Genomic DNA, 17,174 nt, shown 5'->3' on the forward strand with positions numbered 1-17,174 from the left:
TATTATTTGGCACTTAGCTGCATTTAACATTTTAGCAACTCATGCGTGGACCCTGAATGATAATCAAATTGATGTCACGAGATATCATGTAGATAATTGGCTTGAACGAATCTTTGCATTAACTGAAAAATATAATAAAGGTAATAGGGTATGAAAGGAATAATTTTAGCTGGTGGAAGTGGTACAAGGCTGTATCCCATAACAAAAGGGGTAAGTAAACAGCTTGTTCCAATCTATGATAAACCAATGGTTTACTACCCATTATCAGTTTTAATGCTTGCGGGTATTAAAGATATTTTGATTATTTCTACAGCTAGTGATTTACCTAACTTTCAAGCTTTGCTTGGGGACGGCAAAGACTTAGGAATGAATTTTGAATATATAGTGCAGCCTTCGCCGGATGGTCTTGCACAAGCTTTTACTCTTGGTGCTGATTTTATTGGTGATGATGATGTCTGTTTGGTGCTTGGAGATAATATATTTCATGGGCATGGACTGACTAAATTATTAAATAAAGCGGTCAATACTGCGAAAAATGAACAGAAAGCAACTGTTTTTGGTTATTATGTTAAAGATCCAGAGCGTTATGGTGTTGTTGAATTTGATAATGCAGGAAACGTTAAAAGTATCGAAGAAAAGCCCGTTATAGCAAAATCTAATTATGCCGTTATTGGTTTGTATTTTTACCCCAACTCAGTTGTTAAATTAGCTAGTAATGTCACGCCAAGTGATAGGGGAGAGTTAGAAATTACTAGCTTAAATCAGCTTTATTTAGATGATAGTAATCTTAAAGTTGAAATAATGGGCCGAGGATATGCTTGGTTAGATACTGGAACACATGAAAGCTTAATAGAAGCAGGACAATTTATTCAAACAATAGAAAATAGACAAAGCTTAAAGGTTGCCTGTATCGAAGAGATTGCTTATGAAATGGGTTATATAAATAAAGATCAATTATTGGCATTAGCAAAACCTTTACAAAAAAACCAATATGGACAATATTTAATCCGTCGAGCTAGTGAAGGTCAAATTTATCATGAAATTTATAAAGACTAGTATACCTGATGTCATTATTTGTGAGCCTTTAGTTCATGGTGATGATAGAGGATATTTTATTGAAACTTTTCGTCAGGATAAGCTTGAAGAGTACTTGGGTTTTAAGCTGAGTTTTGTACAAGATAATGAATCTAAAAGTACCAAAGGGGTATTAAGAGGGTTACATTATCAATTAGCTCCAGCGGCGCAATCGAAACTTGTAAGGGTAATAAAAGGTAGTGTTCTTGATGTCGCTGTTGATATAAGGGTAGGTTCCCCTACTTTCGGTAAGCATGTAGCAGTTGAGCTTTCTTCTGATAATCATAAACAGTTATTTATTCCTCGTGGTTTTGCTCATGGGTTTGTTGTACTTTCAGAGTCTGTAATATTTGCTTATAAGGTAGATAATTATTACAACCCTAGTTGTGACAGAGGAATTAGTTTTGACGATGTTGATCTAAAAATAGATTGGAGCTTACCAGTCGATCTTTTACAGTTATCTTCTAAGGATTTAGGGCAGCCTAGCTTAAGAATGAATAAAGATCTGTTTGAGTATGGAGTGAGTTATTATGATTAATGTACTTATTACTGGAAGTCAGGGGTTTATTGGATTAAATATAATTGCTTTATTAAATAAAAGTGATGATATTCAGATCTCAGAATTTAAACGAGGTGACACTTACCTTGAGTTAGAGCCCCGAGTATTGGCTGCAGATTATATTATCCATTTGGCTGGGGAAGTCAGACCAAGTAGTAGTAATGAACAATTTACTTCAAGTAATTTAGGTTTGACTGAGGATATTGTAGACATATTAACTAAAAATAAAAAATGTACGCCTATAATATTTACATCTACGATTCATGCAGAAAACCCTACCCATATATATGGTAAAACTAAGCGCTCAGCAGAATTGTTAATTGAAAGATATTCAAGTGAATATAATGTGAAGTGCCAGATTTATAGATTACCACATGTATTCGGAGAAGGCTGTAAGCCTAATTATAACTCTGTCATATCTACTTGGATGTTTAATTCAGTGAATGGCTTAGAAATTAATGTGTATGATCGAAGTATAAAGATGACTTATTGCTATGTTCAAGATGTAGTAAAGCAATTTGTTGATATTATCTTTAACCAATCAATTGATACTCATATATACTGCGTTCCCTCAAAGAACTACCATATAACACTGGGTGAAGTCGTTGACTATATTAATGAGTTTAAAGAGAGTAATGAATTTATTTCATTTTCTGCTAAAGATGAATTTAAATCTAAATTAGCGATAACTTATATGTCTTATCATAAAGAATACAATGATAAGAAGTAATAGTAATAAGTTAACGTGTGAGTTTATTGTTTTATTAATGTTTATTTATGAAAGGTTGTAACGTAATGAAAGTATTGTTGTTAGCTGGTGGTTTTGGCACTCGTTTAAGTGAAGAAACGGATGTTCGCCCTAAGCCAATGGTAGAAATTGGTGGAAAACCAATTCTTTGGCATATTATGAAAATGTATTCTCAGCATGGGTACAATGATTTTGTTATATTACTTGGCTATAAGGGATATTATATAAAAGAGTATTTTGCTAATTATTTCTTGCATCAAAGTGATGTAACAATTGACCTTTCTACTAATGAAATGAAAATTCACAAAAACACATCAGAGCCTTGGACTGTTACCTTATTGGATACCGGTTTACATACAATGACGGGTGGACGTGTAAAGAGAGCACAGGAAATTGTCGGTGATGAACCTTTCTTGCTGACGTACGGCGATGGTGTTTCAGATGTAGATCTAACTAAACTAGTTGATTTTCATAAAAAACATGGAAAAACAATTACTATGACTTCCGTTCAGCCTGAAGGGCGATTTGGGGCATTGGAAATAGAAAATGATAAAGTAGTTAATTTTCTAGAAAAGCCTAAGGGTGATGGATCGTGGATAAATGGTGGTTTCTTTGTTTGTGAGCCTTCTGTTTTTGATTATATCAAGGAAGGGGACTCAACTGTGTTTGAGCAAGCTCCACTTCAAAATCTTGCGCTAGATGGAGAATTAATGTCGTATAAGCATGATGGTTTTTGGAAGTGTATGGATTCATTAAACGATAAACAAAAATTAAATGATATGTTTGATGACAATAAAGCAAAATGGAAGAGTTGGTAATATTATGTTTGGTAATGTTTATAAAAATAAAAAAGTATTAATAACGGGTCATACTGGTTTTAAAGGTACGTGGCTTACAACGTGGCTACTGGATCTTGGTGCTGATGTTTGTGGAATATCTAAAGATATTCCGACTAAACCATCAATGTTTGAAGAATTAAAGTTAGAAAATAAAATAGAACATAATATTGCTGATGTAAGAGACTTATCTACAATTGATAAAATAATTACGGACTTTTCTCCTGACTTTTTGTTCCATTTAGCAGCGCAGCCAATTGTTTCTTTGTCATATAGTGATCCACTAGAGACAATCTCTTCAAATGTGATGGGAACGGCAAACATTCTTGAAGTACTTCGTAAGTTAGAGAGTAAGTGTAACGCAGTTATTATTACCAGCGATAAGTGCTATGAAAATGTTGAGTGGGTATGGGGTTATAAAGAAACTGACCATGTAGGTGGCCGTGATATTTATAGTGGTTCAAAAGGTGCCGCTGAAATTATTTTTCATGCTTATCAACAGTCATTCTTCCCTACGTCAGATGGAAACGTAAAATTAGCGACTGGACGTGCTGGTAATGTAATTGGCGGCGGAGATTGGGCTGCAGATAGAATCGTTGCCGATTGCATGAGAGCTTGGAGTAATAAAGAGCAGGTTGAGATTCGTTGCCCTGATGCAACCCGCCCTTGGCAACATGTATTAGAACCTCTTAGTGGATATTTAGCTTTAGGCCAGGGGCTTGTAAATGATGCTAAGAACCATGGAGAGCAATACAATTTTGGTCCTAGATCAGAACAAAACCATACAGTTAAAGATTTATTATCAGATTTGAGTGATTTCTGGCACTTTGAAAATACAAGTGACGCATATGTTGTTACCGATAATATACCTTTTCATGAGGCGGGTTTACTTAAACTAAACTGTGATAAAGCACTATTTAATTTAAAGTGGGAAGCCAACCTTAATTATACTCAATGTATCAAGTTTGTGAGTGAATGGTATTATGAGTTTTATCGAGGTAATAAAGATATGATGAAATTTACTTCAGATCAAATCAATGAATACCAATGCTTTGCCAAAGAAAAGCAATTAGTTTGGTGTGAATAATGATTGAAGGTGTATCTGTTACTCCACTGAAACGAATTTTGCATGATAAAGGGGATATTTATCATGCAATGAAGTGCTCTGAAGAGAGCTTTTACTCTTTTGGTGAAGCCTATTTTTCTAGTGTCCATTATGCAGATGTTAAAGGCTGGAAAAAACATAGTAAGATGATACTTAATTTGGTGGTGCCAATAGGTGCCATTAAGTTTGTTGCATATGATGGTAGAGAGGACTCTAAGACATATGAAAGTTTTTTCGAAATAACTATATCGAAAGATAATTATTGTCGATTAACTGTCCCCGCGGGTGTTTGGTTATCATTTCAAGGTGTCGATAAAGAGCTTAACTTACTACTTAACCTTGCCAGTATTGAGCATGATCCTGATGAAAGTGTCAGTTGTAGTATCGAGAGCATCGATTATAACTGGAGTATTTCTGATATTTCATGTGACCGAGTATTATCATGAAGATTTTAATTACAGGGGGGTTAGGAAATCTAGGTCTCTGGCTTACTTACCATTTCCTCGATGCAGGTAACTATGTTACGGTAATAGGGCGAACCGAATCTATATTTATTGAGCATAAATCCTATCAATTTATTTCTGCTGATGTCACAGATATTAACTCACTATCAAGCGCAATAGATTGTTACTACGATATATGTATCCATACTGCAAGTTTTAATGAACACTTTGCTGAAAGCTACTCTGAAAAAGCATTACTTATTAACTCGCTTGGCACTGAAAATCTTTGCCGTAGTTTACTCAAAAATGGCGTTGGAAAACTAATTTATTTAAGCACATTTCATGTTTATGGTGTACATAATGGTTTAATTGATGAGAGTACTACAATTTCACCATTGAATGATTATGGTTTGACACACTATTTTGCCGAAAAATATATCGAAAAGCACGCGGCTAACTCAGGGTTGAAGTATGTTATTTTTCGACTTAGTAATAGTTATGGATGCCCAAGAGATATCAATACTAATAAGTGGTACCTAATATTTAATGACTTCTGCAAAGAAGCTTTTGAGCATAAGAGGATAACGATTAATGGTAATCCTCTGTCCATGAGGGACTTTATCTGGATGGGGGATGTTGTCAATATCATTCATCAAGCGTGTGTAACTAAATCTTGTTTAAACACTTGTTTTAACTTGTCAACATCTCTGTCAGTGTCATTAATGGATTTAGCAAAGCATGTAGTAAGTGCGTATTATGAACTTTTTGGAGAACAAGTAGATATTGTATTACTTAAGGAATCGATAGAAGTTGATGAACTAGTCGTTTGCAATGCAAAGCTTAAAAGCATACTACCGGTTAATTTTAATGGAAGGTTTGGCTCGGAAGCAAAAGGTATATTCAAGTTGTTAACTCAAAGGTCTAAAGTTGTCTAATAATTTTTATAAAAATAAAGATGTATTATTGGTATCTCCGTATTTTTATTCATACCATAAGGGAATAGTTAAAGCACTAAAGGACAAAGGAGCAAATGTTAAGTTTGTTCCCGAGGTTAATAATAGTTTTTTCTATAGGTTATCTAAGAAAATAAGCCCTAAACTTCAATGTTTTTTAGAGAATAAGCATAAGAAAAAAATTCTGAACGCCTGTAAACAAAACTCTTTTGATTTGCTTTTAGTTATACGTGGTGAGTTATTTGATAAGAATTTATTAACTTTGATTAGAAAAGAACTTCCTAATGCTGACTTTTATATGTATCAATGGGATTCATATCGACATGCAGACTACCGTGATGTGATCAAATGTTTTAAGCGAGTCTCCACTTTTGATTCCTCTGATGCTAAAGAGCTTTGTATTCCTTATTTACCTTTGTTTTATCTTCCTGAGTATAAAAGTAATACATGTTATTCTGAAAAAAAATATGCTTTATCATTTTTTGGCGCTTATCATGGTGACCGTTTAGATGTGATAAAATTTTTCACTAAAGAGCTTGAACAAAATAGCTCAAAGCATAAGTTTCACTTATACATGCCTCTACTTTCTTTCCTATACCGACTACTTGTTAGAGAAGTAAAGGTTTCGGATTTTAAATACTTTACTTTTTATAAGGCAAAGTCTTCAGATATCAGTAAAGTATATAGCGAGTCGATAGCAGTGTTGGATGTTGAACTTGCGATTCAGTCTGGGCTAAGTATCAGAACCTTCGAGGTGCTCAGTTCGGGGGCAAAGTTACTGACTACAAATTTTAATATAAAACGAGAAAAATTATATAATGAGGATGTAGTTAATTGTATAAATAGAAATGATTTAATATTTGACCCTCACTTTTTTGAAAGTAAAAAAATAGAGATAAGTCTTGACGATTATTCAGTATCAAAATGGCTGGATAATGTCTTTTTAGTAAAATAATTTTTTGGATAGTTATTATGAAAGTATCAATTTTAATGAATGGTTATAATTGCCAGAAGTATGTTAAAGAAGCTATTGATTCTGTAATTGCACAAACATATGAAAACTGGGAACTAGTATTTATTAATAATTGCTCTACAGATCAAACATTAGAAATTGTTGAGTCTTACGACAATGAAAAAATAAAGTGTATCTCTACTTCGGAGAATATACCGCTGGGAGCTGCTCGAGAGGTAGGTTTAAAGTATTGTGATGGCGATTATGTGTGTTTTTTGGATACAGATGACTTGTGGTTAAGTAATAAACTTGAAAAGCAGCTAGAGATGTTTAAAAAAGATATAGACTTAAAGATGGTTTATACAGGAGTTTATTTTATCAATGGTAGTGGAAAGTGTATTGGAAAATATACTCCTAGTGCTGGTGGTGACATTTTTAGAAGGCAGCTAGTCCGTTATGAAATAAATCAGCAGTCAGTCATGATTAGGAATGACTTTGACTTTAGTTTTGATCAAAATAAAAAATACTCTGTTGATTATTGTTTGTTTATGTCAATTTGTGCAAAGTATAAAGTAGGGGTATTAGAAAGCAAGTTAGTTAAGTATAGAATGCATGACTCAAATTTATCGCATTCAGTAAATGAACTAGAATGGATCGAGCAAAAAGATACTTTAGATAATGTATTCCAAAATAATCTAGACCTTGAACATATGTATCCGAAAGAGTATCAACTTGCGTACGCAAGAGTCTTTTATTATAAAGCTAGGTATTTAATGTCAGTCAATGAAGCCTCTAATGCTCGAGTTGAGTTAAAAAAGTACTATAAAACAAATTTATTCTATTGTAGTTTATATTTATTATCATTGTTTCCTGTATCGCTTTGGTCTTTTCTACATAAAAAAATCAGGAGATTTTCATGAGAATGAAAATAAAGATGAAAGAAAATGCTACTTATTTTCTTTTTTTCTTTTTACTTTTATCTATTTTTGTTAGGTATCTTAAGTTAGCACTTGGTGACGTTGTATATGTCGTTGTGTTATTGCCAATATTAACCTTTATATTATTGTCTTTTTTTGAACCGAAAAAGATGCACTTCCATAAGTTTGATCTCATTCTACTTTATTGTCTAGTGTTACTGTTCTTTAATTTATTTATGACAGGGGTACGAGGTGGGTTGCAATCACAAGCAATTTTTATCATCTATATTTTTATCCCTGCATTATTGTACTTTTCTGTTCGTAAAGTTGATATTTCGAAAGAGTTGTTTTGTAGATTTTTAGTTCTGTTTTCTTTAGTCTTTGCTATTACAACAATCTCTGAATTTTTACTCTATAAGTTCTCGCCCGCTTCTCGAGAGGTGATAACGTTATACTTTAAAAATGTTGTACAGAATAATAATTTTAATCCTCCACATGTTAACTATCCTTTAATTGGTTATCACACGAAACCTTGGGGGCCAATGTTCGACGCTTCTGGTAATGGTGCTTTTTTATCCGTATTGGCTTGCTTTGTTTATGAGCGATATAAAAGCCATAAATCCATGCGCTTATTTTGTTGTGTATGCATTTTATTTGTTTCTGTTTTTGTTAGCGGTTCAAAATCTGCATACGTTATGGTTTTGTTGTATTTCTTTGCAATAAACTTTATGTTGTTTTTTACTAAGCCTACGTTCTCTACTACTGTTTTATTTATTTTTTCCCCTTTTTTATTTGCTGCTGTGGTTACCTTTTTTGTTTCTTTTTTCTTTTCTCCTGAGTTATTAGGTTTTTACATTGAAGCTCTTTTTATAAAGCCATTATATAATTTGTATGATGGGATAGTTTTTCATAATTTTTCATTGTTTTTTGGGCTAGGGCAGGAAACAAACATTAATATTATTATAGGGACTGGCGAGATAGACTTGATTAACTCACTATTTCGTTATGGCTTTATTTTCACTTTAATGACAGCGTCACTTTTGATAATATTATCATTAAAGGCATTTAAGAGTTCACCTGAATTTTCAGCCTTATTTTTTATGTCTACATTGGCAATGAACCACTATCAAGTATCATTTAAATTTCCTGCTTCTATTATATTATTTATGGCTATAGCTACTTTTATGAATAATGAAAAATCTAAAAAAAATAATTGTAACAAGGTGTTATCATGAATGTTGCAGTTTTGATCTGTACTTATTGTAAAGACTCAAATGAACATTTAAATGAAATGTTTGCTTCCGTATTTGCATCTGACCTCCCTACTGGTATTAATGTTAGGCTTTATTTGCATATAGATGGTGAAATTTGCATTGAAAAAGAAAAGGTCATTTCAAATTATCCAATCTATAAAATATTAAAAAGCTCTAACAATGTTGGTTTAGCTAAAGGCCTTAATAAATTGATCGCCACTATAGAAGATGAAAGTTACCTATTTAGAATGGATGCTGACGATTTACAAGCTTCAGATAGATTTATTAATCAAATAGAATTCATGGAAGAAAATACAGGAATTGACTTTTCTGGTGGATCCATTACAGAATTTGAAGGTAACCAGTTAAACGTAGTTCAAAAAAGGTCTTACCCTTCGTTGCAAGAGGGGATTATTTCAACTGTTAGTCGCTCATCTCCTTTTGCTCATGTGACAGTTTGTTTTAGAAAAGGCTTTTTTGAAAAGTTTGGTAATTACCCCGAGAGTTATCCTTTGAATGAAGATATAGCCTTTTGGCTTCAGTCCTTGAAACTTGGTGCAAAAGGCGCAAATATTGAACAAAACTGTGTTTTTGTCCGAATGGATGGGGCTTATTCAAGGCGCTCTTACTCAAAAGCGGTTAATGAATTTAAGGTGTTTAATATGGCTGCAAAGTGGAATAAGAGTGGACGTATCTACCCTTTTCTTCGTTTTATGTTTCGACTTTTACCTAACAATTTAGTCCAAAAAGTGTATCACTCAAAGTGTAGAAACTTCTTTTTGGAGAGGTGATTTATATGAACTTTTTTTTGACTGGTTATACTGGATTTGTTGGCTCAAATATCTGTAACAAACTGAAAGATTATAATGTTGTCTTGGCGGGAAGAGCGACTAGTAAGAATAGCTCGTTTAAAAATGCTGTATATTGCACGTTTGACCTTAAAAAAACAAATATACTTAAGCCATATTTAGATGGAATTGATGTAGCTATTCACTGTGCTGCGCTTGTGCATATAACGAATGATGGAAATCAAGAGGACTATAAAAAAGAAAATGTTATAAGTACATTGGAGTTCGCTAAACAAGCAGCCAGCTCCGGTGTGAAACGCTTTATTTTTATCAGTACTATTAAAGTAAATGGTGAATCAACGGAACTCGGTCGACCTTTTAAACCTGATGATAATTATGTTCCTACAGACCCTTATGGGTTAAGTAAATACGAAGCTGAAGTTGGTTTGCGTAAAATAGCTGATGAAACAGGAATGGAAGTTGTCATTATTCGTCCGCCTTTGGTCTATGGGCCGGGGGTCAAGGCCAACTTTGCTTCTATGATGAAATGGGTGAATAAAGGTGTTCCTCTGCCATTGGGTGGAATTAAGAATAATAAGCGTAGCTTGGTATCTGTTGATAATCTAGTTGATTTGATAATTACTTGCATTGAACATCCCAAAGCGGCTAATCAAACTTTCTTAGTTTCTGACAATGCAGATGTCTCAACGACCGGTTTATTAAATAATATGGCCGTTGCATTGAATGTGCCTAACCGATTGATACCCATTCCCGCATCATGGTTTAATTTAGCGAGTAAATTCGCTGGTAAACCGGCAATATCTCAACGTTTATGTGGGTCATTACAAGTTGATATATCTAAAACAGTCGATCTGTTAAACTGGAATCCGCCCTATAGCAGTGCTGAATGTATGAAAAAAACGGCCGATGCTTTTCTTGATACTATAAATAAAAAGAACCAATGATGAATAACTTTATAATTCGAGTTTTAGATTTTTTAATGGCCTTCTTTGGCTTAATTATCACTTTTCCAATATTATTAATTGTTACTCTCATTGGCTATTTTGACACTGGCTCTCCTGTATTTATCCAGCAACGTGTGGGGAAAAATAAAAAGCCTTTTAACCTTATTAAATTTCGCACCATGTCTGTTGAAACTAAATCAGTAGCTAGTCACTTAGCAAATAATGCATCAATTACTAAGCTCGGTAATTTTTTACGTAAAACCAAAATTGATGAATTACCGCAACTAATTAATGTGGTTAAAGGCGAGATGAGCTTAGTTGGCCCACGCCCAAACTTGTTTAATCAAGAAGAGTTAATTAAAGATCGTGATGTATTAGGTGTGTATGATGTTCTTCCCGGTGTTACTGGTTTAGCTCAAGTACAAAATATCGATATGTCTACACCACAACTGTTAGCCAAAACTGACAAACAGATGATTGATACCTTAACCATTAAAGATTACTTTAAGTACATCATCATGACAGCAACAGGCAGTGGCTCTGGTGATGCAGTAAAATAATTTGCGTGAAACAAACTTAAAATCCCAGAAAAGTGATCTATTCACTATAACTTCTGGGATTTTTTGTATCTAATCCGTATCATTCATTTTGCTGATTTTTCTTATAAAAATATAAACGGTTTATTATGCTTAATTTAAACGACATTTGGTCTCTATCTCGCTATAAAAAGCGCCTTATCAGCTTAATTATTGATTTCTTTTTTATTGCTCTCTCTTTTCTTGGTGCTTATTGGGTTCGTATTGGACAGTTTAAGGCTTTACCTTCAATAGAAAGCCAGTATGTTTTAGCTAGTACGCTTATTATTACCTTGCTGATTTTCACAAAGTTAGGCTTATATCGAGCAGTATTAAGATATCTAGGTTTACATGTACTTGCTTTGGTTGGATTAGGTACTGCCTTATCTGCGGTTGCTATGGCAGGTTTAGCATTTTGGTTTGATGCTGCAATTCCACGCTCTGTACCTATTATCTATGGTGCATTTTTAGCTATTAGTGTTGGTGGTAGTCGTCTTATTGTTCGTAGCTTAGTTGCACAATCGTCCAACAATTCAGGTAACCCTGTCTTAATTTATGGTGCGGGCAGTGCAGGTCGCCAACTAGCGCTAGCATTACGTCAATCAAAAACTCATAAAGTAGTGGGCTTTGTTGATGAGGATGTAACACTGCAAAACACCATGATGATGGGTTTGTATGTGTATACCGCTGCTTGTGCAGAAAAAGTAATAATAAAGCATGGTGTTAAGCAAATATTACTAGCAATACCAAGCGCTTCTCGTCGCCGTCGTAAAGAAGTGTTAGATACCATCTCTTTGTTACCTGTTGAGATACTTACTGTTCCTGATATGTCAGATATTGTTGCAGGCAACGCGAGTATTGATGAGCTTAAAGATGTCTCTATTGATGATCTATTAGGTCGTGACCCGGTTGCACCACAGCAAGCCTTAATGGAAGCTAACATTAAAGATAAAGTGGTTATGGTTACTGGGGCGGGTGGCTCTATTGGCTCTGAACTATGCCGTCAAATCATTCGCAATAAACCTAAAACGTTGGTGCTATTTGAATTGTCTGAATTTTGTTTGTATCAAATTGACCGTGAGCTCTCTTTGCTTGTTGAGGCTGAAGGCTTAGGTATTCAAATTATTCCTCTGCTTGGTTCTGTTCAACGTATTAACCGTTTATCTAAAGTGATGGAAAGTTTTCAGGTTCAAACAGTGTATCACGCCGCCGCTTATAAGCATGTACCATTAGTTGAGTACAACGTAGTTGAAGGTGTGCGTAATAACGTCTTTGGTACTAACTATACGGCGCGTGCTGCAATTGAAGCCAAAGTAGAGTCGTTTGTTTTAATCTCTACCGATAAAGCGGTTCGTCCTACTAATGTAATGGGCACAACTAAGCGTATGGCTGAGCTAGGCCTGCAAGCGTTGGCAGAGCAACAAAATAAGATCCGTGCAAAAGACGCAACAGCAGGCACGCGTTTTTGTATGGTACGTTTTGGCAATGTATTAGGGTCATCAGGCTCTGTTGTACCTGTATTTAAGCATCAAATTAAAAATCGTGAGCCTATTACCGTTACTCATGAAGATATCACTCGGTACTTTATGACCATTCCAGAAGCGGCTCAATTGGTTATCCAAGCGGGTGCGATGGGCAAGGGCGGTGATGTGTTTGTGCTTGATATGGGTGAATCGGTTAAGATTGTTGATTTAGCTAAGAATCTTATTCACCTTTCGGGTTTGGAAGTGAAAGATGAATCAAACCCATATGGTGATATCGAGATTCACTATACGGGTTTGCGCCCAGGTGAAAAACTGTATGAAGAGTTATTGATTGGTGACAATGTTGGTTCAACGGCTCATGAGCGTATCATGACGGCACAAGAAGACTTCTTGCCATTGGATGAATACAACGCTTTGTTAGATAAGCTAGATACTGCTTGTCATGATTTTGATCATGAAGGGATACGTCAATTACTTCTTGATGCACCGACAGGCTTTAACCCCGTTGATGGAATAGGGGATTTAGTTTGGAAGGCGGAAGAACAGGCGTCTAGAGGCTAAAGACTAAAAGATCAAAAGCGAGTACTGCGCTTGCTTTTGATTTTATAGAAGCGAAGCGTTCTAGTTTCTAGTTTCTAGTTATTACCAACCCCTCCCAACCTCCCCTTATATCGATATTTTCAGCCAAGTGATTAGTTCGATAAAGGGGAGGAGCGAAGATCAAAAGCGACTACTTCTGACATTTGCTTTTGATCTCCTCAAGCGTAGTGTCTCTAGGACGAAGTCCGTCTTAAGCGAAGCGCCCTCAAGCAACCTGTTGCGTCTGTCTTTTATTGCTTCTAGTTAGCGCAGCGTATCGTTTCTAGTTATGTCCTTTCCTTCACTCAAATCTCTCATTCAAATAACGTATAAAATTGCGTTTTCTTTTCATTAATTCCCCAGTTGCTTTTACAAAACAATCCCACCGTTTTTTATGTTGTAGCGCATCAGTGGCAGGTAGAACTTGATATTGAGCCAATAAGCTCACGGCGTAAAGATAAGCCTCGTTGTTGCTCTCTTCAATAATATGAGTAATGCTCGTTTCATAAAGTGTGCACGCCAATGGATAATTGATGCTTGCTATCGCATCAGCCACTAAAGGACGGGTGCGCTGTGCTAAGCGAGGGTGCATTCCCCAAGTATTTAATATCGTAGTGTTTTTATAGCGCAAGGCACAGTCAATCAATAAAGCAAGGTGATGGATAGTGTTATCTTCTTTTATTTTATCCTCAAGGTAACTCACTACTAATGTTTGATATTCTTGGGCGACATCGGGGGCGGTTGCTGCCAGCTCATCCAAGTGCTTCACTTCGGAATAAAAGGGGTTTTGTTTGAATAGCTCAACTCGAATGGCCCAGTGACGAGGGTGGTCTTCCATCGCTTGTGCTAAATCACATTCAAATTGAGAGCAGCGAGAATCATTGTCGTTATTGAGTTTTCTGGCTTGTTGCAAACAACGCTCGGCATGCTCATATTGGGTGAGGTGAGTATAATAACGCCCCATGGTGAGCCAAGCGTGCCAATCCAGCTGGGTTCTCAGTTGCCACTCTATGGCTTCTTCCCACTTTGCATGTTTTTCTGCTTGGTAGCGAAAATGATCACACAGATTTTTTTGAATTAACGGAGTGATAGCGAGCTCTCCAGAGGGGCTGATGATTGCACTTTGTAGAGCTGAAATGATCGCTGGGTAATGTGTAGTGAGTTGGTCAAGAAAGTCATAATTGAGATCAAGGTCGTGATGAATCACCTCGATAATTAAGACGAGTTTGTTATGCATGATGTCATCACTTTGCGTTAGGCCAGTGACGAACGCGGTTTGAAAAACATGAAGTGCGGGGCAGTAATCACCATGGCTAGAGTCAACGTATTCCATACAAACAGTATTGAGGCGTTGTATTGCTTGCCAAGCGAGTTCGGCTCTCTGGTTTGCTGGGAGAGTATTGAGGGCGGTTTCTAGTATCTCTATTTGTTTGGATAAGGTGTTAAAGTAATCTTTTGTTTCGTCGTAATCCCAAGCTGCGTCATAAGGCAGAGCGTTTTCTATTAATAGGGCGACTTGTGCTTTGGTGAGTGGGGTTTCTTGGGTTTCAATAAAGCAGCGTTGTTGTAATTGCTCCCATAGGTCGGGGTTCTCTTGGTATTCTTGTTCGATAATGGCGATCAGGGCTTTTTTGTTTAGTTTGCTAAGCCATGTGTGTATTTGGTGTTCATTAGGCAGGTCGATATGGGCGTGTGGTTCGGGCATGGTATGTGAGGTATGTTCACCCAAATTCACGAGTAATGTGGCGACCGCATGTTTGCAAATGGTTTGATATTCGGCCGCTGGGCAACTGCAAGTGAATTGGCGTAGGTTATCGATACGTATATCATAAAGGTGGTGTCCTTGCACTTGCGCGGTGATGGTGTGTTTTTCTTGATGGTAGGCGTAGACGTGCCCACTTTTGGCAAGTTGTTCTCCGCGAGAAAAGGTGCTGATGCCAGCGAGTTCTCGTATTTTTCCTTTATTCATTTGATGTACCGACATGATCATGATGATGTGAGATTGTATCTTATTTTTTACTCTTTTATTCATCACACCGATCTCATAATGATAGCGATAAAGGAGGGGTTACTGCGATAAAGGTTGAATCGGGTGCATAGTTAACTTGATTTATACGCGGTGAGTTCTTAGTAAGGGGGAGGAGCTAAAATCAAAAGCGAGTGCCTTCTGAATTCTACCAGCGCAGCGTATAGTCTCCGAATTTTATTCTTCAGTAGATTTCAATGAGATCGTTGTAGGTAAAGCGTCAAAGAAGGTTCTCCCCCTTGAACACAGAGCTTGTGAGAGTCGTGTAGTCAATAGAAGGGGGAGTTAGAGGGGGTTGTTGATTTATGCTCTTATAGCAGCGAAGCGGTCTAGTTTCTAGTCAGCGCAGCGTATAGTCTCTAGTTATTTATAACCAACCCCTCCCAACCTCCCTTATATCAACATTTTCAGCCAAGTGATTAGTTCGATAAGGGGGAGGAGCTAAGAGCAAAAGCGAGTGCCTCTGAATTCTAGCTTTTGCTCTTTAATTAACCACAGTATATACTCATGTTTACCTGTTTATTCTTACAGTAGGCTTAGCATGACGTATCTCACCGACAAGTACCTCAATCCGTTTACAGACTTTGGCTTTAAAAAGCTGTTTGGCTCTGAGGCAAACAAAACCATCCTCATTGATTTCTTAAATACGTTATTAGAAGGAGAGGAATCAACGATTGTAGATTTAACCTTTATTTCTAATGAGCAATTAGGTAAGCAGATTGTCGATCGTCGAGCAGTGTTTGATATTTACTGTGAAAACGAGAAAGGTGAAAAGTTTATTGTTGAGTTGCAGAAATCTAAACAAAACTTCTTTAAAGATCGCAGTGTGTTTTATTCGTCATTTCCTATTCAAGAGCAGGGACAAAAGGGTAATTGGAACTTTGAATTAAAGGCCATTTATACGATTGCCATTTTGGACTTTGTCTTTGATGAAGATAAGGAAGACAAAGAAAAGTATTTTTACAAAGTGAAATTGTCAGATGTAGATACCAATAAGGTGTTCTACGATAAGCTCACTTTTATCTACCTTGAAATGCCAAAGTTCACTAAAGCATTAGCTGATCTAACTACGCATTTTGAGCGTTGGATGTATGTATTTAAGAACCTTGAAACTTTACAAGATTATCCAGAATCGTTGACTGAAGGTGTATTTAAATCTTTCTTTGCAGAGGCTGAATTAGCACAATTGCCGTTAGAAAAACAAAGAGAATACGAGAATAGCCTTAAATATTACCGAGATTTAAATAATGTTATTGATACGGCATTTGATGATGGTAAAGCTGAAGGCAAGGCAGAAGGTAAAGTTGAAGGGGAATATAATAAATCAATCGAGATAGCTAAGAATCTGTTGAGTTTGTTAGATAATGAGACAATAGCTGCAAACACGGGGTTGAGTGTTGAAGAGATTCAAAGATTAAGATAGCAGGTTTCATAGGTGATCGCTGTGATTACAGCGAATAATATACTGTTCCCTCCCCTTAATAAGGGGAGGGTTAGGGAGGGGTTATTGAGATAAAGATTGAATTGCGTTCATAGTTAACTTGATTTATGCGCTGTGAGCTCTTGACCCCCTCCCAGCCTCCCCCTTAGTAAGGGGGAGGAGCTAAGAGCAAAAGCGGGTGTCTTTGAACTTTGAAAGCGCAGCGTATAGTCTCCGAATTTTATTCTTCAATAGATTTCAGTGAGATCGTTGTAGATAAAACGATCATAATACGGTTCCCTCCCCTTAATACGGTTCCCTCCCCTTAATAAGGGGAGGGTTAGGGAGGGGTTACTACGATAAAGGTTGAATTGCGTTCATAGTTAACTTGATTTATGCGCTGTGAGCTCTTGACCCCCTCCCAGCCTCCCCCTTAGTAAGGGCTGTCTCTTGATCACATCTCATCAAGAGACAATTGTTGGTGCACTAATCTTGCA

At 36.2% G+C, this 17,174-nt stretch carries 16 protein-coding genes; 15 read left to right on the top strand and 1 reads right to left on the bottom strand.

Going from position 1 to position 17,174, the window contains the following annotated elements; all coding sequences use genetic code 11:
• Positions 1–150 precede the first annotated feature (150 nt).
• From rfbA to Q1K78_RS15120, 14 genes are all read left to right on the top strand, one after another.
• Positions 151–1,056 (top strand): glucose-1-phosphate thymidylyltransferase RfbA, encoded by a 906-nt coding sequence (gene rfbA / locus Q1K78_RS15055; RefSeq protein WP_300180612.1) that lies wholly within the window; start codon positions 151–153, stop codon positions 1,054–1,056.
• Positions 1,037–1,612 (top strand): dTDP-4-dehydrorhamnose 3,5-epimerase, encoded by a 576-nt coding sequence (gene rfbC / locus Q1K78_RS15060; protein ID WP_300180615.1) that lies wholly within the window; start codon positions 1,037–1,039, stop codon positions 1,610–1,612. Before rfbA ends, rfbC begins: the two co-directional genes overlap by 20 nt.
• Positions 1,605–2,363: an NAD-dependent epimerase/dehydratase family protein gene (locus tag Q1K78_RS15065; protein WP_300180618.1), complete on the top strand. Its 759-nt coding sequence runs from the start codon at positions 1,605–1,607 to the stop codon at positions 2,361–2,363. Before rfbC ends, Q1K78_RS15065 begins: the two co-directional genes overlap by 8 nt.
• A 65-nt stretch (positions 2,364–2,428) precedes the next feature.
• Entirely contained in the window at positions 2,429–3,199 is a 771-nt protein-coding gene (gene rfbF / locus Q1K78_RS15070) for a glucose-1-phosphate cytidylyltransferase (protein ID WP_300180621.1), read from the top strand.
• Complete coding sequence (gene rfbG / locus Q1K78_RS15075; RefSeq protein WP_300180624.1) at positions 3,168–4,304, top strand: CDP-glucose 4,6-dehydratase; 1,137 nt, start codon at positions 3,168–3,170, stop codon at positions 4,302–4,304. The genes rfbF and rfbG overlap by 32 nt, the downstream gene beginning before the upstream one ends.
• Positions 4,304–4,768 carry a dTDP-4-dehydrorhamnose 3,5-epimerase family protein gene (locus tag Q1K78_RS15080; protein WP_300180627.1) on the top strand — a complete coding sequence of 155 codons (465 nt, stop codon included), beginning with the start codon at positions 4,304–4,306 and terminating at the stop codon, positions 4,766–4,768. The genes rfbG and Q1K78_RS15080 overlap by 1 nt, the downstream gene beginning before the upstream one ends.
• The gene (locus tag Q1K78_RS15085) at positions 4,765–5,700 is read left to right on the top strand and encodes an NAD(P)-dependent oxidoreductase (RefSeq protein WP_300180630.1); all 936 of its coding nucleotides are present in this window, start codon (positions 4,765–4,767) and stop codon (positions 5,698–5,700) included. Before Q1K78_RS15080 ends, Q1K78_RS15085 begins: the two co-directional genes overlap by 4 nt.
• The gene (locus Q1K78_RS15090) at positions 5,693–6,673 is read left to right on the top strand and encodes a hypothetical protein (RefSeq protein ID WP_300180633.1); all 981 of its coding nucleotides are present in this window, start codon (positions 5,693–5,695) and stop codon (positions 6,671–6,673) included. Before Q1K78_RS15085 ends, Q1K78_RS15090 begins: the two co-directional genes overlap by 8 nt.
• Before the next feature lie 17 nt (positions 6,674–6,690).
• Entirely contained in the window at positions 6,691–7,590 is a 900-nt protein-coding gene (locus tag Q1K78_RS15095) for a glycosyltransferase (RefSeq protein ID WP_300180636.1), read from the top strand.
• The gene (locus tag Q1K78_RS15100; protein WP_300180639.1) at positions 7,587–8,822 is read left to right on the top strand and encodes a hypothetical protein; all 1,236 of its coding nucleotides are present in this window, start codon (positions 7,587–7,589) and stop codon (positions 8,820–8,822) included. Before Q1K78_RS15095 ends, Q1K78_RS15100 begins: the two co-directional genes overlap by 4 nt.
• Positions 8,819–9,631: a glycosyltransferase gene (locus Q1K78_RS15105; RefSeq protein ID WP_300180642.1), complete on the top strand. Its 813-nt coding sequence runs from the start codon at positions 8,819–8,821 to the stop codon at positions 9,629–9,631. The genes Q1K78_RS15100 and Q1K78_RS15105 overlap by 4 nt, the downstream gene beginning before the upstream one ends.
• A 5-nt stretch (positions 9,632–9,636) precedes the next feature.
• The gene (locus Q1K78_RS15110) at positions 9,637–10,593 is read left to right on the top strand and encodes an SDR family oxidoreductase (protein ID WP_300180645.1); all 957 of its coding nucleotides are present in this window, start codon (positions 9,637–9,639) and stop codon (positions 10,591–10,593) included.
• A gap of 11 nt (positions 10,594–10,604) precedes the next feature.
• Positions 10,605–11,153 carry a sugar transferase gene (locus Q1K78_RS15115; protein WP_300180657.1) on the top strand — a complete coding sequence of 183 codons (549 nt, stop codon included), beginning with the start codon at positions 10,605–10,607 and terminating at the stop codon, positions 11,151–11,153.
• 125 nt (positions 11,154–11,278) lie between these two features.
• Positions 11,279–13,213, top strand: a complete 1,935-nt coding sequence (locus Q1K78_RS15120; protein ID WP_300180648.1) for a nucleoside-diphosphate sugar epimerase/dehydratase — start codon at positions 11,279–11,281, stop codon at positions 13,211–13,213.
• Between the two features lie 319 nt (positions 13,214–13,532).
• On the opposite strand, the gene Q1K78_RS15125 is transcribed toward Q1K78_RS15120, so the two are convergent.
• Positions 13,533–15,200, bottom strand: coding sequence for an SWIM zinc finger family protein (locus Q1K78_RS15125; RefSeq protein WP_300180651.1), 1,668 nt, complete (start codon positions 15,198–15,200; stop codon positions 13,533–13,535).
• Between the two features lie 598 nt (positions 15,201–15,798).
• Here Q1K78_RS15125 and Q1K78_RS15130 point away from each other — a divergent pair.
• A complete protein-coding gene (locus Q1K78_RS15130) occupies positions 15,799–16,680 on the top strand; it encodes an Rpn family recombination-promoting nuclease/putative transposase (protein ID WP_300180654.1) in 882 nt (293 codons plus the stop codon).
• Positions 16,681–17,174 lie beyond the last annotated feature (494 nt).

This window comes from uncultured Aliivibrio sp., assembly GCF_946479765.1.
Lineage (GTDB): Bacteria > Pseudomonadota > Gammaproteobacteria > Enterobacterales > Vibrionaceae > Aliivibrio.